Genomic DNA, 21,543 nt, shown 5'->3' with positions numbered 1-21,543 from the left:
TAACCGACTAGCTTAAATGCTTGAGGGGGATTGGTTGTGGAAAATGGATATTCCGTGTTTAATGAGAATGTGGGGATAAGCGTGCTGCTGGTCCTTTAAGCGCATAGGAATTTGTCCTATTGAAGTCGGGAGGAATAAAGATGGAAATATCGACTGTTCAGCACAATGGAGTTGAGATTGCAGTTGTACGTGATATGGATGTATTAATTGAAGATGTTCAATCTGCCTTGGATCTTATGGCAACGGTGAAGTATGAGACGGGCTCCAGCCGGATTGTCCTGCATAAATCAGCAATAGCGGAGCCGTTTTTTGATCTGAAGACGAAGCTGGCTGGTGAGATCATGCAGAAGTTTGTAAACTACCAGACGAATATCGCGATCGTGGGGGATTATTCAATCTATGAGAGCAAGAGTCTGAAGGACTTTATATATGAGAGCAATAAGGGCCGACATATCTTTTTCCTGGATCATGAGGAGCAGGCGGTTGAGAAATTAAGCAGGGTATAACATGCCACGCAAAAAAGATAGACTGCCAAGTGCAATTCATAATCGCAGATCTGAAATGTGGAGGAAGGGAGCAATGTCTTGAGCAAAGTACAGGTCATACCGGCGGGTTCGGCTGATGTTGAGAGGGTTAATTATATTTTTGAGAAGACCATACCGGATACGTTTGAAAAAGAAGGCATCGCCCATCTGGAAGAGGATCTTCGCGGGGAAATTGAGCTTAAGAAAAAGCTTCTGCAGAAGGCGCTTCAATCGGATGCTGCAGGTACTCTTTTTCTCGCAGCGATGCAGGATGATGTGGTCGTAGGCACCATCTCGTATTCGCCTTGTGGAGAGGATATTAAAGTGTGCACCGAGCATGCACTCGATCATGTGGGTGAGCTCGGCAGTTTATATGTACTCCCCAGTTATCAGGGGCAGGGTATAGGCTCTGCATTGATCAAGGCGCTGCTGACTCTACTGAATGAACAGGGAGTCGAACAGTTTTGCCTGGACAGCGGCTATAAGCTGGCACAGCAGAAGTGGCTGCGAAAATTCGGCAAGCCTTATGTTACCGTACGGGATTATTGGGGACCAGGCTCCGTGCACATGGTATGGCTGTGTCAGGTGAACGATTTTATCGACAAGTAGTCTTAATCGAAGCAGGTGATGACATGTTGTTGGTATTATTGTTTATTTGCTTTATCTTTTCTCTGATCTTTATTTTCAAATCGAAAGATGAGCAGTATGGGTCTAAGCTGTCTCTTTTTGTGTTTGGTTTTTCTATGATTCTAAGTATTTTATTGATAAACGGACCAACAGATGGAGCGGGATTCACCTTTCTATTCCTATTTGAAATTTCCCCATCAAGCTCTAAAGCGGAGTATGTAGAGGTGTTGACGGGTATATCAATAATTTCTCTGTTATGTTATTTTGGATTCAAAGCTTATAGAAAATAATGAAGCTTATGCAAAAAGGAGGTCCGATAGGGATCTCTTTTTTATAGCTTAAAAAATACTTAAGTACGTGTAGGAGCAGACAGATGAGCAAATATTTAATCGGTGTTGATCTCGGCGGAACCAATACGAAAGCAGCGATTTACACGAAACAATTTGAGACAGTAATAGAGCTGAGCGTGGCGACGGAAGCTGCAAAAGGGCCAGCTTATGTATTATCCAATATCGCAGAAACGGTGCAAAAACTGCTCGCTTCCGTAAATTTGTCGCAGGCGGATATTGAGGTTATGGGAATGGGAATTCCAGGACTACTGGATCCTCAAGCAGGGTTCTCTATTTTTTCGCCGAATTTTCCAGATTGGGAAAACATCCCGGTTGTGGATCGTATGAAGGAGCATTTCAATTTCCCTGTCTATATGGATAATGATGTACGTGTAAATCTATATGGAGAATGGCGTCATGGGGCAGGTGCAGGGTACCAGAACATTTTCTTGATTACACTGGGTACAGGGCTTGGATCCGGGATTGTCTGCGGTGGACAGGTTCTCTATGGCACGACCTCCAGCGCAGGTGAGATTGGACACATGAATATGTATAGAGAGGGACGTCCTTGCAGATGCGGCAGTTCAGGGTGTCTTGGAAGGTATGCTTCGGCTGTCGGGATGGTGAATACACTGCTTGAGAAGCTGTCTGCTGGTCAGCAGAGTATGATTCAGGATTGGGTACAGGGGGATGATACCCAAATCACAGCCAAGATGATCTCAGATGCTTACGATCTGGAGGATCAGACCGCCAGGGAAGTAATGCAGGAGACAGGTGAAATTCTCGGGTTCGGTTTAGCTAACGTCATTAATCTATTTAATCCCGAGATCGTTATTGTTGGAGGAGGTATGTCTGCAGCAGGAGAGCGTTTGCTGGGGACGGTGAGAGAAACGGTTCATCGCCATGCGTTACAGCTGTCGAGAGAAGCCTGCAGAATTGAACCAGCCCGGCTTGGTGGAAGAGCAGGAATGATTGGCGCAGCAGCGTATGCATTTGATAGATTACATGGATAAAAAGGAGTGTCGCCATGAGTCATTATCTGCTCGATATTCGTTGGGAGGAAAAGGATGACAAGGTAGATGTGCTGCTTAAGCCAGGCAGCTCTCAAGGGATGACGGCGTTAGAAGCGGGTCTTGAAGCCGAAGTTTTCCAGATCGTGCCCGATGAAGAGGAAAACAGCCTTGTGCTCAAAATATGGAATCGCGATTCCAGACCGGATATCCGGCGTCAATATAAACTGCTTGAGCTTCTGCATAGCTATAGTATGCCCGTGTCCAGGCCGCTTGGCTGGGGTTATGATCTGAACGGCAATCAGGTTCTGCTCACTCCTTATGATGGAGCACCGGTTACCCGATTGGGTGCAGCGGTTGTTCGTAAGCTCGCCAAAATGTTGATTGATATACATAAGCTGCCGGTAGATACGGAGTTTAGCGACTTATTGCCGAAATACGATTTTATGTCTTATTTTTATCCGTCTATCGATCAGCATGAGGATATCAAGCGGCTGCTGATGCCGCTGCTGGAGCGTGCAAATCTCAATCATCACAGTGTGATTCACGGTGATTTTAATCTCGGCAATGTTTTGGAGCAGGAAGGTCAATACAAGATCATCGATTGGACCAATGGGCAGTTGGGAGATGCAAGGTATGATATCGCCTGGTCTGTCATTGTTATGCGGATATTTGCAGGAGACCGGAATGCAGCAGTGTATCGAGCCGCTTGTTTATCTGCAACCGCTTATACGGATGAAGAGCTGGAGCTGTTTGAAGCGATTGCGACACTCAGAGGATTGCTGCTCAGCAGAGGGAGCGATCTTTTAAAAGGAAAGGACATGATGAAGCGGGTCAGAAACATATTTAATGAAAACAAGTATCTGACAGCGGATGTTATTCTGTGATATAAACAACTATGAAAAAAGAGCCAAGACCTTTAATAGCGAAGCATTCACTTTACTTTACAGTGTCTGGCTCTTTTTGAAGTTTATAATATCAGAGATTTTCTACTTCCAATTTTCCGCAATAAATTCATCACGGCCTGATTTCTCACGGTCTTCCTTATAATGCTTTTGATTCTTCTTATGGAAGTCCTGATGATATTCTTCGGCAGGGTAGAATGTAGCCGCTGGCAGGATCTCAGTGACAATCGGTTTATCAAAACGCCCGCTTTCTGCAACCTCTTTTTTGGAAGCCAGAGCAAGCTCTCGTTGATGCTCATTATGATAGAACACAGCCGTCTTGTACTGACTGCCGCGATCTTGAAATTGCCCGCCTTCGTCTGTCGGATCAATTTGAGGCCAGAACAACTCCAGCAGCTTCTCGTATGGAAACAGCTCTGGATCAAAAGTGATTTCGACGACTTCATAGTGACCTGTCGTTCCGGTCTTGACCTGTTCATATGTGGGATTCTCTACAGTACCCCCTGTGTAACCTGATACGATACCGTGGATGCCGGGCAGCTCCTCAAATGGAGTAACCATGCACCAGAAGCATCCGCCTGCAAATGTCGCTTTTTCCATGTGTCTAACCTCTTTCAGTAAGTCTACTAATGTATAGTTGTCATTCAGTATACCAAAATTTCTCCCGCTGGGGACAGATATGCTCGCAAATCTAATCCATTATCCAAGATATGTTTGTATTTATTTTCCATCTATGTTAGCTTTTTAGTATAACCCACCTCGTTGGTTGGTATTATCTAGCTGGAGGGATGAACTTGAGCCGAATCGCGAAAAACCTTACCGAACTTATTGGAAATACACCTCTCTTAGAATTAAGTCATTTTTCAAAAGTCCAACAGATTGAATCTACTATGTATGCTAAGCTAGAGTACTTTAATCCAGCAGGAAGTGTAAAAGACAGAATTGGCTATGCCATGATTAAAGATGCGGAGGAACGCGGAGTTATTACGCAGGATTCAATTCTTATTGAACCGACCAGCGGCAATACAGGTGTAGGATTGGCATTTGCTGCGGCTGCTCTAGGATATCAATTGATAATTACGCTCCCGGAAAGCTTTAGTGTAGAGCGTCGTAAGCTGCTCACTGCACTAGGAGCTGAATTAGTACTTACACCGGCACAAGAGGGAATGGCAGGAGCAATCAAGAAGGCAGAGGAACTGGCGGCAGAAATACCAGGCTCCTATATACCTCAGCAATTCAAGAACCCGGCTAATCCAGCAATACATAAACAAACGACAGCAGAAGAAATATGGAGAGATACAGAAGGCAACATTGATATCTTCGTTGCGGGTGTAGGTACTGGAGGTACCATCTCCGGGGTAGGTGAATTTCTGAAGAATAAGAACAAGAACATTCAGGTCGTTGCTGTGGAGCCTTATGATTCTCCAGTGCTGTCAGGCGGCAAAAAGGGACTGCATTCCATACAAGGCATCGGTGCCGGATTTATTCCAGACAACTTTAACCGCTCTGTCATTGATGAGATTGTTACAGTCAGAAATGATGAAGCGATGCAAGTTTCAAGGCTGCTGGCTAGAAGTGAAGGGCTTCTTGTTGGTATTTCCTCAGGGGCAGCAGTGTCTGCTGCATTAACCCTTGCGAAACGGCCTGAGAATAAAGGGAAGACGATGGTCATCATTCTCCCTGATACAGGTGAGAGATACTTATCTACCTCCTTATATCCAGATGTATAACAAAATAAAAAGGAAGGGGCTGGGCTGCGTTCATGAGACCCGTGGTTGGAATTCTGGGAACAATTCATAATGAGAGCCTGAGAGAGCAGTATCATTGTTCTCTTGATCTATATCGAGAAGTGATCCATCGCTTTGAGCCTGACCTGATCTGCGGTGAAGTTCATCCTGACAGTTGGCAGAAGTACTTGAATAACAAGCATGAGCAGGGCTACTGGGGTGAGCCAGCGAGTGAGTACTGGGAGCTAATCTTTCCTTATTGTGAGGAGCATGGGGTAGAGTTCGTTCCGATTGACTGGTTTGAGCTGGATGTATGGAATGATTTTGATCCTTTTGTGCCTTTTCCAGAAGAGAAACGTCAAGAGCTTGAGAAGCTGGATGATGAATGGTTCCAGAGACAGATGGATACTTGGTCATATGGCAATATTCCATTTAACTCCGCAGAATTTGATCAAGTAACGAAGCAAAAATATGAATGGATGTATGAAGTTAATCCGACAGCAGTGAATTTTAGATGGATCGTCAGGAATCAGATTATGATTGAGCGGGCAAAGAATGCGATCAAGGCAAATCCGCAACGAAAAATACTATGTGTCGTTGGCGCAGACCATAATTATCTTTTTCATGAAGGGCTGAAGAGTGAGCAGATTCTTCTTCAATATCCGCTATAGGAGGGGTAGGAGGGGTAGGAGAGTAGAAAAAATGAGATATTTTACAGTAGATCTATACAACGAAATGCAGGTCAGAGGCTGCATGGGAAGCTACCTCGAATCGGAGGAACAGCGCCAAGAGGAGATGCAATGGCTGGCTTCAGAAGGCAGGGACTTCTATCAGGAGTCACGAGACCGATTTGAATGGCTGCGCCCTCATATGCTGCAATTCTTGCCTGCTCACTTGTTAAAGTACGTATATGACGAGAGCATTATGGATTGCTATATACATAGCCCGGAGATGAAGGCAGAGATCGGCGCATGGAAGAAGGAGTGGGACCTTAAATGGAAAACAATCTGCGACAGCTACTGGGAACAATATAGCTCCATACAAGAGCAGCTGCCAGCAGAGGTTCGAAGATTAGATAAGGAATTTCACTTGCATGATGCTAGAATTATAGATGTACGGACGGAGCATCAACAGGTGGATATTCTTCTTGACCTCGTCGGATATCCTGAGCACCAGTACCAATTATGCTTTACCGGAGTGAAGGTGTTTAATAACTACCCGGGGATTATGAAGGATGTCTTGCTATACCCTGAAATTGATATAACTGAAGGAGGCTTATTTGAGAATGCTGATGAACAGCATGAATATTTTTCACATTATAGCCAGCGATTTGAGTATTGAGATCATACCCGTGCAGACAAATAGCTGAACACATATGTATTCACGAAAGGAAACATTTATGGAACAAGTCATTATTTCTTCATACAACGCGGAATGGATGCAGGACTACGAGCATGAACAGAAGAAAATACGATATAGCTTCGAAGGTCTTCCTGTCTTCCTTGAACATATCGGCAGCACCGCTGTTCCTGGTATGGACTCCAAACCCACCATTGATATGATGGCCGGGGTTGAGGAGCTTAGTCTTGTGAATGAGGCGGTTATTGAACGTTTGGCAGGGATCGGATATGAATATGTACATAAGCCTGAATTTCCAGAGCGGCTCTTTTTTCGAAAAGGAAAATGGAGAGCTGGAACCCATCACTTGCATGTGTACAGTTTCAAGGGTCCGCATTGGATCAACCAGTTGCTGTTTCGCGATTATCTGAAATCCCATGAAGAGGTCAAGCAGGAATATAATCGGCTCAAAAAGAAGCTGCAAGCAGCGCATACCTATGACCGTGTGGCCTATACCGAAGGGAAATCGGATTTTATTATCCAGACGATCCAGCAGGCGAGGGAAGATAAGCAATTGATTGCAAGACTGCATAGCAAGGGCTTGATATTGTAATCTAGTCTATTACAAGGGAGAGGCGTAAATGGAGCAGCTTAAATGGCTCGCGTGGGCACAGCAGATTCAGGCCATTAGTCAAACCGGACTGGCTTATTCGAAGGACGTATATGACTTGGAGCGTTTTGAGCAGCTTAGAGCACTCAGCATCGAAATCATGAGAGAGTATGTGGATGTGGAAGTCGATCAGATCCGAGACCTATTCGCGAGTGAGACTGGATATGCAACACCGAAGATGGACGTCCGCGGGGTTGTTTTTCAAGACAATAAGATTCTAATGGTGAAAGAAAAGATCGATGGAGCATGGGCGCTTCCTGGCGGCTGGGCGGATATCGGGCTGTCTCCCAAAGAGGTCGTTGTAAAGGAAGTGCGGGAAGAATCCGGATATGAAGTAAAGGCTGTCCGCCTGCTTGGCGTATATGATAAGAAGTTCCACGATCATCCGCCGTCCCCCTTTTATGTATACAAGATGTTTATACGATGTGAGCTCATAGGCGGCAAACCTCAAGAAGGTGTGGAAACGTCAGATGTTGGATTTTTTGATGAGGATCATTTGCCGGAGCTCTCAATCGACAGAAACACCGAGAAGCAGATTAAGGCATTGTTCAATTACTTGAGAGATCCTTCAAGGGACGTATTTTGTGACTAGAGGTAGCAATGAAGAAATTAATTATTATTAGCGGAACGATGGGTGTCGGTAAAACAACGGTAAGCAAAGAGGTCCATAAATCACTGGACAGATCCGTCTGGCTCGATGGAGACTGGTGCTGGATGATGAATCCTTGGGTGTTCAGTGAGGAGAACATTCAGATGGTCATAGATAACATGACCTATATGCTTCGTAATTATCTTACCAATTCCACATTTGACTACGTTATCCTAAGCTGGGTTCTTCATAAGGAAGAGATCAGGGATGAACTGCTGGACAGACTCAGCGGGTTGGAGTTTCAGGTAGAAACGATCACGCTGACTTGCTCGGAGACTGCCTTGAGGAAGAGAATGGAGCAGGATCAGCGAACCGAGGAAGAGATTAAGCGAAGCATAGATAGACTCCAAGGTTATAAGAATATGCAAACTAACCGAATAGATACAAGTAATGTAACAATGAATCAGGTAGTAGAGCAGGTACGGCATATCATTAGATCAAGTTGAGATAAGCAAGACATTGTTTGGCCTGCAGAAGGCAAGATGGTTATAGAAATTTACTACCAAGACGAATGGACCGTGATGGAGTATAGTAAATTACAGGATTTGAAAATGGATGGGGGATACGATTTGAAGATTGCTTTACTGATCGTGGATATGCAGGAGCTATTACTGAAGGACCAGGTTAAACCGCAAGATAAGCACAATGCCTGTGAGTATATCAATTACGTAGCGGATCGACTTCGCGTGAATGATCAGGTTGTCGTTCATATCAAGGATATAGAAGGTGCAGACCATCCAGACGATGCAACCTATGATTTTATACCGGAGATACATATAGAAGCTGGAGATATCACCATGAACAAGGTCAATTCTAACGCATTTTGGCAAACGGAGCTGGAATCGATGCTAAAAGACAAAGGTGTAGAGCTTGTCATCGTTTCTGGTTTTGCGGCAGAGCACTGTGTCTTGTTCACATATAATGGTGCCATCGAAAGAGGCTTCAACACGGCGGTTCTTCAAGGCGGTATTCTAAGCTCAAGAGAAGATGCAGTTCAAACGACATACCGTGACAGGCAGATCATATCTTATTCTGTCGTTGAGTTATTTGCAGCAAGCCTTACCCACCCGAAGAAATAATACACGGTGGGCTTTTTTTATGCCACTGAAATATGGATTGGGGGAACATGATGAGCTGTATCATTCGTAAAATCAGAACACCAGACGACTTTGCTTCCATCGCGGAGATTCTGGGTTATGTCTTCGCCGAACCGACAACTGCAGAGAATCTGGCTGATGAGGATGCCAAAATTCCTGATACCGGATCACTATGGATCAATGAGGACGGACAGCTTGCTGGATTCGACCGCTGTCGCTTGGTCGCTGTGAATGACAAGGGAGAGGTTGTGGGCTATGGGATATCCTGGAGAGCGCCTTGGACCGAGGCAGGAGAGCTGAATCATCTTCTAGCCGTTCATCCGGATTACCGCAAGCAAGGCATTGGCCGAGCACTGTACACAGAGCTTGAGAATTGGGCTGTCCTGAATGGAGCAAGCAAGCTGAATTATGAAGTGAACGATAATGATGCTTCCTCTATCGCATTTGCCGAGCATCGTCGATTTGATCAAGAAAGACATCAGTTCGAATCTGTCCTAGAGCTATCGAAGGATAGTCTGAAATCGCTGCCTTCACCTCCGACGTCAATAACTATAAAACCTTTATCCGAGATGGAAGAGCTCGAGGCCGAACGGAAGCTGTATGAGCTGTATAAAGTAACGAGCCGGGATATTCCGGGAATTAGCGGAAATTATTTTGATTTTAAAGAATGGAAGAAATGGACTTTGGAGCTGCCCGGTTCAAGGCCCGAGTATGTGCTGATCGCCCTGGATGGAGATCGGTACGTTGGAGTAGCGCAACTGCTGCATCAGACTTCCACGGAGAGCATGTACCATGAATATACAGGGGTAGATAAAGCGTACCGAGGCAGAGGGATCGGATTGGCATTGAAGGTAAGTGCTGTACAGCTTGCGGAGCAGTTGAAGATCAAGTACTTGCGTACGAATAATGACTCTCTGAATCTTCCCATGCTTCACATCAATCGAGACCTGCTGGGATATAAGCCGGTACCAGGAAGATATAAGATGGTAAAGGTACTTCCTAATGAGAATAATGCTCTAGTGAACAAAGCAGCTAAATCCGAAACAAATGTGAAAGTAGAAGTATTACAGGCACTGATGACAGATAAAACAGTAATAAAGAATCTGGTGCAGTTCTATATATATGATTTTACTGAATTTACGAACGAGCGAATAAATGAACAAGGTACTTATCCCATATTATCGGATCTTCATAAATACTGGGAAAATCATGACGGCTATAATGCTTATCTGATCAAGGCCAACGGGGAGATCGCCGGCTTTGTACTTGTTAAGCAATTGGAGGATGAGCGAAGCCATAAGCTGGCTCACTTTTTCATCCTTCGCAAATTTAGAAGAGCCGGAGTCGGCAAGCAGGCAGCCAGAGCTGTATTTGGTTCCATTACAGGGAAATGGGAATTAAATCAGCTGGAAAATAACTATCCAGCAATTGCATTCTGGAATCGGGTAATTTCCGAAGCCGCTGGCCTGGATCTTATGGTCAGATACGAACAAGGCAAGAGAATTCAGAGGTTTACAATTCGCTGATGCAGAAAGTGAGGAGCCGACAAATGCTTGAAGTGCTTCCTGCAAGATTAACGGATGGTCCAGAAATATTAGAGCTGTGGATAGGTGCGGCCCGCTGGATACAGGCCAAAGGGATCAACCAGTGGAATCCTGATGAATTTAACCTCGCGAAGACCGAACAATTGATTATGGATCGTAATCGGGAGCTTTATGTAGCAAAAACGGAGGGTAACATCATAGGTACGCTGTACATTTGCTGGTCTGACCCCGTTGTCTGGGGCGAGCTGAATGATGCGGCGTCGTCAGGATATATTCATAGGTTTGCCGTCAAGAGATCACATTCTGGACAAGGCATAGGCAGAGAGCTGCTGTTGTGGGCAGAGGATTACATAAGAAGCAAAGGAAAGAAGCAGATTAGGCTGGACTGCATGGCAGACAACGAAAGGCTGAATCAGTACTATGTAAACTCTGGATATTTCCATAAGAAGCTGCTTCACTGGGATAACGGCTGGAAGATCAACTTGTATGAGAAGGAATAATCCCTTTCCAAAGATCGTTTTAAATTCTTTATTTTAGGGGTTATAAAATGGGTTCGAGTCTCCATCCATTTATGGATGGGGACTTTTTTTGATGAAATGTGAAATAATCCCTGCAATTAGGAACTGGTTATGAGGGGGGGCATATTTAAATTGAGAATAGAGATTTTATGCAAAAAATAGTCTTATAGTATTAAAAAACTAACAAAAAAAGCCGATTAGTAAAAGTGAACACCAGTTTACTTTTAGTGAATATAGATTTTATAGTTCTTAAGCACTACTTGTAAATTGAATACGTGGCAAAGCTGTTGAAAAGCAGTGACGCAAAGCTAGAGGGACTACTTCCGTGAAGGAAATGTCAGCCAGTTGCTTGAATGAGCCATGGCATTATTTTGTCCATAGGTTCATTTTTTTGTTTATTAAAGCGATCCATGAGAAAGGAGGAAGTAGGCACCAACGACCAAGGCTGGAAGGTTTACCATGCAATTTAAGATGAAATAGAAACTACATATGGATGAGTAGGGAGAGAACTGTCAGACATGAGTAAGTTAAAAAAATGGAGCTTCAAAAACCTGAGCATTGTTGCTAGAAATATGATACTCACAAGCTTCTATATTATTATCACAGGTGCCGTCGTTATTGGCTGCAGTCAGTTTATTCAAGGTAATGTATTGACCAAACAGCTTCAATCCGATTCTGGAAAATTAATGGAGGCGCTGGGAAGCCAGGTATCTGTGGAAGATGCGGAAGCAGCGAAGAATAATCCGGATCCGAAATCTCCGATTCAACAGCAAATTACGGCTGTATTTGATGAGTTATCCAAGACACATCCGAATGTAGCACAAGGCTATATCTTTGGACCGGAGCTGGAAGAAGGTACGCAAACCTCGATTATTGCACTGCCAACGGCAGTTCTTGAGATGTTTGCTGCAGAAGATATGGCACTTGGAGACATGTACGCACAGCCTCAAATTCATGCAGACGGCGTGAAGGAGATGCTCGAAACCAAGGAAATTGCCTACACCGCTGCTTATAAAGATGATTACGGTACATGGATCACGGTACTGTATCCCTTTGTGAATGGAGCAGGCGAAGTATTTGCATATATGGGAATTGATGTGGACGCAAGTCTGATCGAAACGGGCAAGCAGGAGCTGCTGACTTATACCCTTCTTGCACTGCTTATTACTCTAGTTGTCGTTCTGGCATTGCAATATATCACCATTAGACAGACCTTCAAGCCGATCAAAGAGCTGATGGGAGCACTAGACAAATTGAGTAAGGGTGACTTTACCGTACAGCTGAGAACGAGTGATGATGAGCTTGGACAAGTCAACGAGAAATTCAACACCACAGCAAGTAACATTGGCCGTTTGGTTACTACGATCAAGAGGGTATCCGAGCAATCCGCGGAGCAATCTAAATTCTTGTTCAGTGCGGTTGAAGTTAACAATGAAAATACGGTAGATATTACGAAAAATATTGAAGAAATGTCCAATAGTGTCGCGCAGCAAAGCGTGTCGATATCAGAGAGCGTCGTTTCGCTCGAAGAGATCTCATCGGGTGTAACCACGATTGCTGGGAATACTTCCGAGCTGTCCGAGATTTCTTTGCAGATGAAGGAGCAGTCTGAGGTAGGACATCAGAATGTAGATCAGGTCATTGAGCAGATGAACTCCATCAATCGTTCGGTTAAGAACTCGGTAGATATTATTGAGAAGCTGCAGATGCGTTCCGGCGAAATTGGCCAGATCGTTCAAGTGATTACAGAGCTTGCTTCACAGACGAACCTGTTGTCTCTGAATGCTAGTATTGAAGCGGCAAGAGCTGGTGAAGAGGGACGAGGATTTGCAGTCGTAGCGGATGAAGTGAAGAAGCTGTCCGAAGCCTCTAAGAAATCAGCAGATCAGATCGCAGAATTGATCGGATACATCCAGGATGAGACGGCTCTCGCTGTAGAGGCCATTGGTGATGGAGAGCAAAATGTAGCCAAAGGTATTGAGATCGTCAAAGAAACCGGCTCGATCTTCAAAGGCATTCTAATTTCAACCGATTCCGTCACAAGCCAAATTCAAGAAGTATCTGCCGCTACACAGCAGATGGTTGCAGAAACGGAGCAAATTACGGCTTCAATCAAATCACTTGCGGATATGGCTGAGAAGAATTCAGTAGTCTCCGGTCAAATTGAGCGTAGTGCTCAAGAGCAGCAGGCTGCTTTTGCCAAGATTTTTGATTCAGCGGAACAAATGAACGAGGTTGCAGGCGAATTAGAGACATTAGTAGACAAACTTAGAGTGCAATAAATAAAGGGAGCTGATATCTGTTGAATACCACCATGTTGTTAGAACAAAGCAAGCAGTATTGGTCTGACGAGCTGCAGCTGCCTTTGCCCGGATTTCATTTGTATACAGATGGGTCATTGAACTATGCCAAGCAGGCAGCAGCTCGGACAGAGCAGGTACTGAACCTTGAGCCCGTAATGCTGAAGCGTTACAGTGAACTATATGATATGAAGGCATGGATGCTTGCCGGATACGCGGTATTCCTGCACCGAATGACTCAGGACAATGATATGCTGATTGGTGTGCAAAACAGAAGAAAGCAGCTTCTTCCCATGCGTATCTCCATAAGTGGAGCAGATTCGTTCAGACGTGTGTATGAGCAGGTCCTGGATAAGCTTGTACAACTGGATTCAACAGAGCTGAGCCATGCGGATGTGGAGCATATAGCTGGATATACGGTTCATTATCAAACGATATACGGCGTGGATCTTCATCATGAAGACAGCAGACTGAATTGGTACGTGCAGGAGGGGCAGGATACCTGGCTCCTTCATGTTTCATATGATTCGCAGCTGTTCAAGGAAGATACCATTCGCCGATACATTCAGCACTTTGAGCGGTTAATGAGCGGTGTGCTTGAAGATGGAGATATGGATACGACGATTTCTAGTCTTCCCATTCTGACAGAAGAAGACTGGAGAGTCTACGATGTGCTGAACGACACGAAGATGAGTCTCCCGGAGCAGGCCACCATCGTGTCCATGTTCACTTCAGTAGCTGCGCAGTTTCCAGATCGAACCGCCTTGTCCGCGAATGAGGATGAGCTTACTTATCAAGAGCTGGACCTGCTGTCAAACAAAATTGCAAACATGCTCGTGGAGAAGGGGATACGCAAGGGTGAATTTGTGTCTCTCTTTATGGAGCGAAGCTTAGAGACGATTGTAAGCCTGCTGGGTGTAATGAAAGCTGGAGGAGCTTATATCCCGCTTGATCCGACCCATCCGGAGGAGAGAAATGCATATATCATCGAAGATACGAAATCAAAGGTGATCCTGACCGAGAGCAGCTATATTCCGAAGCTGGATTCACTGCTTGCCGGATTCGAGCATAGACCGGAAATCGTCTGTTTGGATCAGCTTGACGGTTCCTATTCCGAGACGGCGCCAGCGATCCGCATTGACGAGGATGATCTGGCCTACGTCATTTATACATCGGGATCGACCGGCAAGCCGAAGGGAGCCTTGATTGCCCATAAAGGGGTTGTCAATTTGGCGATGGCGACCAAGCAGGATCTTGGCTTGACGGAAGAGGATGTGATTCTGCAATACTCTACCTTCAGTTTCGATGCTTCCGTGTATGATATCTTCGGTTCGATCGGGAGCGGTGCCAGACTGCATCTGCTGTCCGATGAAGAACGTTTCTCGATCGATGCTTTTACAGAAGCTGTGGAGCAGCTAGAAGCGACCCGAATTGCCATTTTGCCAACCGTATTCTTTAACAGACTTGCCGCCTATCTGCCGGAGGATGCAGCAGTTAAATATGAGAAGATTAAGAGCATCACTGTCGGGGGAGAAGCCCTGACGGGAGAGACGGTAAGGATGTTTCAGAAAAAGCTGCAGATTCCCGTGACGAATCTCTATGGTCCTACCGAAATTACCGTTGTTGCAACCGGACATAAGGTAGATTATCCAGTGCCGGAGGATGTCTCCACGATTGTGATCGGGACTCCGCTTGCCAACTACGAGCTGTATATTGTGGACGGGAACAATGACCTGTGTCCCATCGGAGTTACAGGAGAGCTGCTAATCAGCTCTGTAGGTGTAGCCAAAGGTTACTTGAACCAGCCGGAGAAGACGAAGGAAGCATTTATCTCAGATCCGATCCGTCCGGGTTCAGGGAAGAAATTTTATCGCTCTGGTGATTTGGTGCGGCTATTGCCGAATGGACAGGTTGAATACAGAGGAAGACGGGATTCGCAGATTAAGATCAGAGGATTCCGAATTGAAATTGGTGAGATTGAAAATAGTTTTGCCAAGCACGAGAATATCAAGGACACTGCAGTCATTCCAATTACTGAGGATGGCAACAAATTGTTAGCGGCATTTTATACAACGAACGATGGGGCAGCAATACCTAAGAAGGATCTTGTGCAATATCTAAGTAAGAAGGTTCCGGGATATATGGTTCCTACGTATATGCAGCATGTAGTGGAAATGCCGTTATCTCCTACTGGCAAAATTGACCGTAAACAACTCGCAGCCTATGAACTTAAGGCAGATGAGAATGATTCGGTATATACAGCACCGGAGAATGATACCCAGCAAGCTGTTGCAGTGTCCTGGAAGCAGGTACTGGACTTAGAGAGAATCAGTATTCATGATGATTTCTTTGAGATTGGCGGGTACTCGCTCAAGATTCTTGAGATTCTGGTTCAGCTGAAGCCAAGTTATCCACTACTCAAAATCAATGACTTCTTCCAGTATCCAACGATTGCAAAATTAGCTGAGCGGATTGAGGAGCTTAATCAGGCGGTAGAGAAGGATGACAGGGATATAGATATCCTAAATCGTCCAGTTGAGGATTTAGCAGAACATCCGGCAGTCATTGGTACTGCAGATCACTTCAGCATAAAGAGGTCTGCACAGAAAAACATTCTACTAACTGGAGCAACCGGATACTTAGGCTCTCATTTGCTGGCAGAGCTGCTTCAGCGTTCAGATGCTATCGTGTACTGTCTCGTCCGCTCTTCTTCGGGAATGGATCCATATGCACGCTTGGTTCACATCATGCAGGGCTACTTCGGCAGTGAATCTGCAGAATGGATTGAGAACCGGGTTGTTGTATTGGAAGGAGATCTGGAGAAGGAGAACCTGGGGCTTAGTGAGGCAGACCAAATGCTGGTGGATAAGCAGATTGATTCTATCATCCACTGCGGTGCGGATGTGAGACACTTTGGAGATGCCAAGCATTTTGCCAATGTGAATGTAGAGAGCACGAATCGCCTGCTGTCTCTGGCAAGAGAAGGAAGGGGCATCCGGTTCCACTTTATTTCCACACTGGGTATTCCGGAAGAGCTTGCTGAGAATGGACAATGGGCTGACATCGTTCAAGGGAACGGCTATATGACATCATATGTCGAGAATGTATATACGAATAGCAAGCTTGAAGCGGAGAAGCTGGTAATACAGGCGGGTGAAGAAGGAGTGCCGGTGAATGTTTATCGGGTCGGCAATTTATCCTGCCGCTCAGACAACGGGGTATTCCAACATAATATCGATAACAATGCTTTTTACCGCATGCTGAAGGCGATGCTGCTGCTGAGAAGAGCTCCTCGGGTTCGATGGGAAGTGGATATGACTCCGATTGACTATGCGGGACAAGCAGTAACAGCGCTTGCGCTTCAGGATGAGACCGTAGGAAGAGTCTTTCACATATGTAATCCGGTCACGATTCCTTATGAGCGTATGGTCGAGTACTTTACAGCTGCAGGCTATGACATCACGTTAATGGACTTGAGTGAGTTCGAAGAATGGCTGCTTAATCCGAACGAACCGAAGGATTCGGCGGGAGTTGAACTCGCGATGGCCCAGCTGGAAGGGGATGGAGCGAAGAATTCCATGTTCCGGTACACATGTACCCAAACGATGGAGTTCCTTGCAGGCACCGGGGTACAGTGTGCCGAGCCAGATGAGGCGTACTTTAATAAGCTGATTGATCATGCGGTGGAGATTGGATATTTTATTCAACCGAATTCATTTGATAAAGTCACAAGATAAGTTAAGTAATAGATTCAACTATCAGTAGAAATAGAGGGATATCAAGATTAGGTTTCCAAGCTGCATTCAATAACTGTATAATAATGGAATGATGGGCTTTATGTACATAAGCTCGTAATGACTTCCGAGGCCCGGCCCAAGATAGAAGCTATCTGAGGCCGGGTCTTTTTTTACATAACAATGCAAGCACACAGCAAAGCCGATCTTTAAAACAGAGGAGTGTAGTGATGGACAAGGATTATACATACTTACTGATGGCATTTGAAGAAGCTATGAAAGCAAGAGATGAAGGAACCTTCCCCATTGGAGCAGTCATTGTGGATGCGAACGGTGAAGTCATCAGTAGGGGAAGAAATCGGGTATTTTCGGATTCTGATTCAACAGCTCATGCTGAAGTGGACGCAATTAGACAAGCAGGACAGGTTATTGTAAACCCAGCAACCCGTAAATTCATACCCAACAATGGTCTGACGTTATACACTACTTGTGAGCCTTGTCCGATGTGTACAGGTACAATCGTGCTGTCGTTGATTCGAAAAGTGGTGTGGGCAGCCAATGATAAAGAGATTGGTGCGTTCAGAAGGTTTAAAAATGCGGGCAGTCCACTCCCAGTATATGATGATTTATTTAATCAAATTGAGTTCAACGCCGCACCGTATCCAGATTTAGAAGAGCGTCAAAGAGCATTGCTGGCAGAGTGGAATATCAATCGCGGCTATACGGATACCCATTGGAATAATCATTATCGTTAGTATGAGAACGCGTTAGGATTAAATAATGCATCGAACGAAGGACATAAAGTATAGAAGCGAGGTTATCATCATGGAGAACTATTCGAAAATTATGGGCATTCCAGTTCCAAAGCTCACGATGACAGAGACGGTCCAAATCTTGAGTGAGGTCATAGAGAAAAGGCAAGAAGAGCTGTATCATGTCGTTACCTTGAACCCGGAGATCGCGATGTCCTGTCAGCATAATGCTGCGCTTCGTCAGATTGTAGATCGTGCCGGGCTGCTTACCGCCGATGGTGCAGGAATTGTGATGGTCTCAAGGGTCAAAAGAGATCCCCTTCCTGAGCGGGTAACGGGTTGTGATCTTCTTTATCATCTTCTAGACGCCGGGCATCAGAAGAAGTGGTCCTTCTATCTGCTAGGAGCGGATGAGGAGACGAGCAAAGCAGCGGAAGCGAACATACGAACATCCTACCCTGGTGCCATCATAAAGGGGAGGCATCATGGTTTCTTCCATCCTTCCGAGGAAGGGCGAATCCTAGAGGAGATCAGTTCAGCGAATCCGGATATCCTTGTCGTTGCACTCGGCGCGCCTTATGCGGAAGAGTGGATACATAAGCACAGGGACCAACTGAATGCACGAATCGCTATCGGTGTTGGTGGCACGCTTGATATTATAGCTGGAAGAGTAAAAAGAGCACCCCGCATCTGGCAGAGGCTGAATCTGGAGTGGATGTACAGACTTATAAATCAGCCTTCAAGGTGGAGAAGGCAGCTGATCTTGCCAAGATTTGCAGTGAGAGCTATTCTTTACAGAGATCCAAATTAAGACGAGTGATCAGACAACAAGACAATGAATAGGAGATCGAACGACCATGTCCGAACATAAATATCAAACGATTCACAGAATGCCGAATGTGAAGGAATATATTGATTTATGCAGTTCAGTCGGCTGGCAAGAGGTCATGAATTTTGATGCAGCTGAACAATCATTGCAGCATTCCTGCTATGGCGTTGTTATAGAATATAATAGAGAGGCTGTCGGCATGGGCAGAATCGTGGGCGATGGTATCATGTATTTCTACGTCCAGGATATTGTCGTGAAGCCGGAGCATCAGAGTAAGGGGCTGGGACAGCTGATCATGAAGGCGATCCAGCAATATTTAAGTGAGCATGCGGCTGAGAAGGCATTTGTAGGGCTATTTTCCGCTCAGGGCAAAGAAAGCTTTTATCAGAAATACGGTTTTAATGTGCATCAAGGTATGACCGGCATGTTCGGCGTCATTCATGACCGTGAAATAAAGTAATGTAGGAGGCAGGTGGATATGGAAAGGCTAGTAGATTCCAGCAGTGAGAAGCTTAGGGCAAACGGGGACTTCCTCACCGTACTATATGTGTTGCTTCATTGCATTCATTTCGTTAGCTGTCACCGGATCCGTGTGCTGGATACATACATCGGTCAGATCAAATTAAAGCTGGAAGAACACCGAAGAATCCACTTGAAGAGCAAGGAGGGTAAATGAGACAGAGAGGAATTAATTTTACACTTATTTTGTTAAATTAGATGAAGGTATATATGAAAAATTGTCATTAGACGATCATTCAGACGAAACGAAGACCAAGACATAAGGGTGGTCGGAATAAGAGGTGGTACATTGTACTCGCAAACGAAAGAGCCGCAGCAGCGATTAGCAGACAATGCGGTCAAAATATGGTGGATTAGTGCAGTAATCAGTAATGTGATCGGGTTTGTAGTACTCGGGGTGTTGTTATATCTCGACTATTATTTCTCCTGGTATGCTTGGATCGGCTGGGTTCTCATCGGACTCACGATCATCTCGGTGCTCTATGCTGTCTGGGATATCTTGATCCGTCCAAAGCTGCTGTACGCACACTGGCGCTATGATGTAACAGAGCAGTTTCTACAGCTGAAGTTCGGTACGCTGACTGAGGTCCATCAGCTGATTCCCATGACCAAGATCCAATCGGTAGCTACCCGTCAGGGCCCGCTGCTTCGCAAATACAATTTGTACGCTGTATCGGTAGATACAATGGGATCTTCACACAGTATTCCTGTTCTGCCTGAGCAGGTTGCGCTGGACCTGAGAGATCAAATCGCTTATTATGCCAAAATAAAAGAGGTGGATGAATGACCGAAGATAAACGCTATCATCCACTGCTAATTCTGTTTGAGGTATGGAAGCTGATCAAAAATACTTTCTCCATTATTATTTTGTTGTTTGTCATCCAAATGGGTTCCGAAGCGAAGTGGGTCATATACGGAAGATGGATTTTTTATCTGGTTATCGTGGGTTGTCTTATTACTATTGTGTGGCGCTGGATCACAGAGCGTTACCGCCTCGATGATACCTCCTTTCATCTTGCGCAAGGGGTATTCGTCAAATCGAAGCGAACGATTCCATTCAGAAAAATTCAAAATGTAAACCGTCATGCTTCATTGTTTCATCGAATTTTTAAGGTGACCTCCATCAGGTTCGAGACAGGGATGACGGGGGACGAAGCGGCTGTGGAGTTTCAAGTGATATCTCGTGCCGAAGCAGATCGCATTGAGAAGTACATCGCTGACCAAGTGAATAAAGAGCGTGTCGCTTCTGCTATGCAGTCCAAGAACATCACAAACGAAACCGACAGCGCTCCAATTGGTGAGAACGAAATCGAATTGACAGCAGATCAGATACAAGATTCATCGGAGGAGGCCCACAACACGGTCCATGCTGCGACCTCTGAACAAGCTCCTGAAGCACAGCAGCGCACGCTCCATTTCAAGCCGACCAGAAAGGAAGTATTAAAGGCTTCTTTTACATCGCTTAGCTTCCTGGTCCTTATTCCCATTGTAGGGACACTGTACACTAATGTGCAGGAATTTATCGATATCGAGGAGCAGGCCGAGGGAATACTGTCCACGGTGTTATCCTCTTGGTGGATGACCACATTGGTTATAGCCGGAATCGTCCTGCTGGCTGTCATTCTTGGGATTTTGACTACATTTCTTAAATACGGAAATTTCGAGATTTCTTCAGACGAGGAACGGATCTATATTGCCAAAGGAGTCATGGAGCAAACTGCGTTTTCCATTGCAAAAGAAAAGGTGCAGGCAATTGAAATTTCGCAATCCTTCATCAAGAGGCTGCTCGGACTGGCAGAGGTCAAGCTGGTCACGGCAGGCAGTGTGGGGGAAGCGGAGCATGAAGTGAACAGCCTGTATCCTTTTTTACCAGTAAGTAAAGTTCACGCCATGATCCCCGAGATGCTGCCGGCCTATGAAGTATCCCTCGATATGCAGCGTTTGCCTCGTACATCGTTATGGCTGCGTCTTGTGAGGCCAAGCTGGATCTGGATCGTTGCAACAGCGCTGCTCGTTTATTTTAAGCCGAACCTATTTGGCTGGGATGAAGCTTGGTGGGTATTATCCGCTGGCTTGCTTGTCTGTGTCGTGCTATGGAGAGTCCTCGATTATCTTAACTGCAGATACAGCATTGGAGAGCATTTTGTTCAGTTTAAGAGCGGAGGATTTGCTACAAGTCTGTTTATTTCAAAGAGAGCCAAGATCACCGAAGTCAAAGTAACGCAAGGCATACTTCAGCGACGTCTTGACCTAGCTTCCATCCAAACCACCAATCGTGCAAAGCCTGTTCTTCATCATAAGGCTCAGGATGTGCCGGTGCAAGCAGCAGATCATTTTTACATGTGGTATATGGAACGGACCAAGGATGTTTCAACTCTACATGAGCAGTGAATAACAGATACAATAGCTATAAAGGATATTCTCGATATTCTCGGAAAATAACTCAGCCTGTAATCCACGTGGTTTAAGGC

General features: G+C 45.3%; 22 protein-coding genes and 1 riboswitch. Of the genes, 21 read left to right on the top strand and 1 reads right to left on the bottom strand.

Annotated features, from left to right (window positions below; genetic code table 11):
* The first annotated feature begins 140 nt into the window (after positions 1-140).
* The 4 genes from BLW49_RS05715 to BLW49_RS05695 all read left to right on the top strand — a co-directional run bounded on the left by BLW49_RS05715 (position 141) and on the right by BLW49_RS05695 (position 3,377).
* Entirely contained in the window at positions 141-506 is a 366-nt protein-coding gene (locus BLW49_RS05715) for a DUF4180 domain-containing protein (RefSeq protein WP_090723604.1), read from the top strand.
* Positions 507-584: 78 nt separating this feature from the next.
* A complete protein-coding gene (locus BLW49_RS05710) occupies positions 585-1,133 on the top strand; it encodes a GNAT family N-acetyltransferase (RefSeq protein WP_090723602.1) in 549 nt (182 codons plus the stop codon).
* Positions 1,134-1,524: 391 nt separating this feature from the next.
* The gene (locus tag BLW49_RS05700) at positions 1,525-2,493 is read left to right on the top strand and encodes an ROK family protein (protein ID WP_090723599.1); all 969 of its coding nucleotides are present in this window, start codon (positions 1,525-1,527) and stop codon (positions 2,491-2,493) included.
* Between the two features lie 14 nt (positions 2,494-2,507).
* Complete coding sequence (locus BLW49_RS05695) at positions 2,508-3,377, top strand: phosphotransferase family protein (protein WP_090723598.1); 870 nt, start codon at positions 2,508-2,510, stop codon at positions 3,375-3,377.
* A gap of 102 nt (positions 3,378-3,479) precedes the next feature.
* Here BLW49_RS05695 and msrA read toward each other — a convergent pair whose 3' ends face one another.
* Positions 3,480-3,995, bottom strand: a complete 516-nt coding sequence (msrA, locus tag BLW49_RS05690; RefSeq protein WP_047912017.1) for a peptide-methionine (S)-S-oxide reductase MsrA — start codon at positions 3,993-3,995, stop codon at positions 3,480-3,482.
* 194 nt (positions 3,996-4,189) lie between these two features.
* Between msrA and cysK the strand changes: the two genes are divergently transcribed.
* The 17 genes from cysK (at position 4,190) to BLW49_RS05605 (ending at position 21,463) form a co-directional block, all read left to right on the top strand.
* Entirely contained in the window at positions 4,190-5,125 is a 936-nt protein-coding gene (cysK, locus tag BLW49_RS05685; protein ID WP_090723596.1) for a cysteine synthase A, read from the top strand.
* Positions 5,126-5,157: 32 nt separating this feature from the next.
* Complete coding sequence (locus tag BLW49_RS05680; protein ID WP_090723595.1) at positions 5,158-5,793, top strand: hypothetical protein; 636 nt, start codon at positions 5,158-5,160, stop codon at positions 5,791-5,793.
* 31 nt (positions 5,794-5,824) lie between these two features.
* Positions 5,825-6,463 carry a DUF4085 family protein gene (locus BLW49_RS05675; RefSeq protein WP_090723593.1) on the top strand — a complete coding sequence of 213 codons (639 nt, stop codon included), beginning with the start codon at positions 5,825-5,827 and terminating at the stop codon, positions 6,461-6,463.
* 58 nt (positions 6,464-6,521) lie between these two features.
* A complete protein-coding gene (locus tag BLW49_RS05670; RefSeq protein WP_090723591.1) occupies positions 6,522-7,073 on the top strand; it encodes a GrpB family protein in 552 nt (183 codons plus the stop codon).
* Between the two features lie 28 nt (positions 7,074-7,101).
* The gene (locus tag BLW49_RS05665; protein WP_090723589.1) at positions 7,102-7,722 is read left to right on the top strand and encodes an NUDIX hydrolase; all 621 of its coding nucleotides are present in this window, start codon (positions 7,102-7,104) and stop codon (positions 7,720-7,722) included.
* An 8-nt stretch (positions 7,723-7,730) separates the two neighbouring features.
* Positions 7,731-8,225, top strand: a complete 495-nt coding sequence (locus BLW49_RS05660; protein WP_090723588.1) for an AAA family ATPase — start codon at positions 7,731-7,733, stop codon at positions 8,223-8,225.
* 36 nt (positions 8,226-8,261) lie between these two features.
* Entirely contained in the window at positions 8,262-8,858 is a 597-nt protein-coding gene (locus tag BLW49_RS05655; protein ID WP_371264521.1) for a cysteine hydrolase family protein, read from the top strand.
* A 47-nt stretch (positions 8,859-8,905) separates the two neighbouring features.
* On the top strand, positions 8,906-10,402 hold the full coding sequence (locus BLW49_RS05650; protein ID WP_143042069.1) for a GNAT family N-acetyltransferase: 1,497 nt from the start codon (positions 8,906-8,908) through the stop codon (positions 10,400-10,402).
* Positions 10,403-10,425: 23 nt separating this feature from the next.
* Positions 10,426-10,920, top strand: a complete 495-nt coding sequence (locus tag BLW49_RS05645; protein ID WP_256209592.1) for a GNAT family N-acetyltransferase — start codon at positions 10,426-10,428, stop codon at positions 10,918-10,920.
* Between the two features lie 285 nt (positions 10,921-11,205).
* Positions 11,206-11,291, top strand: a riboswitch (cyclic di-GMP riboswitch).
* 165 nt (positions 11,292-11,456) lie between these two features.
* Entirely contained in the window at positions 11,457-13,220 is a 1,764-nt protein-coding gene (locus tag BLW49_RS05640) for a methyl-accepting chemotaxis protein (RefSeq protein ID WP_090723583.1), read from the top strand.
* Between the two features lie 20 nt (positions 13,221-13,240).
* A complete protein-coding gene (locus BLW49_RS05635; RefSeq protein WP_256209591.1) occupies positions 13,241-16,975 on the top strand; it encodes a non-ribosomal peptide synthetase family protein in 3,735 nt (1,244 codons plus the stop codon).
* A gap of 227 nt (positions 16,976-17,202) precedes the next feature.
* Entirely contained in the window at positions 17,203-17,727 is a 525-nt protein-coding gene (locus BLW49_RS05630) for a nucleoside deaminase (RefSeq protein WP_177178651.1), read from the top strand.
* Positions 17,728-17,797: 70 nt separating this feature from the next.
* A complete protein-coding gene (locus BLW49_RS05625) occupies positions 17,798-18,535 on the top strand; it encodes a WecB/TagA/CpsF family glycosyltransferase (RefSeq protein ID WP_076311833.1) in 738 nt (245 codons plus the stop codon).
* Between the two features lie 46 nt (positions 18,536-18,581).
* Positions 18,582-19,013 carry a GNAT family N-acetyltransferase gene (locus BLW49_RS05620; protein WP_076311832.1) on the top strand — a complete coding sequence of 144 codons (432 nt, stop codon included), beginning with the start codon at positions 18,582-18,584 and terminating at the stop codon, positions 19,011-19,013.
* Between the two features lie 18 nt (positions 19,014-19,031).
* Positions 19,032-19,229: a hypothetical protein gene (locus BLW49_RS05615; RefSeq protein WP_076311831.1), complete on the top strand. Its 198-nt coding sequence runs from the start codon at positions 19,032-19,034 to the stop codon at positions 19,227-19,229.
* A 132-nt stretch (positions 19,230-19,361) separates the two neighbouring features.
* Positions 19,362-19,859 carry a PH domain-containing protein gene (locus tag BLW49_RS05610; protein WP_090723579.1) on the top strand — a complete coding sequence of 166 codons (498 nt, stop codon included), beginning with the start codon at positions 19,362-19,364 and terminating at the stop codon, positions 19,857-19,859.
* A complete protein-coding gene (locus BLW49_RS05605) occupies positions 19,856-21,463 on the top strand; it encodes a PH domain-containing protein (protein ID WP_090723578.1) in 1,608 nt (535 codons plus the stop codon). Before BLW49_RS05610 ends, BLW49_RS05605 begins: the two co-directional genes overlap by 4 nt.
* The last annotated feature ends 80 nt before the right edge of the window (positions 21,464-21,543 follow it).

The organism is Paenibacillus sp. PDC88, assembly GCF_900106725.1.
Classification (GTDB): Bacteria; Bacillota; Bacilli; order Paenibacillales; family Paenibacillaceae; genus Paenibacillus; species Paenibacillus shunpengii.
This window is presented reverse-complemented; position numbering and strand designations above follow the sequence as displayed.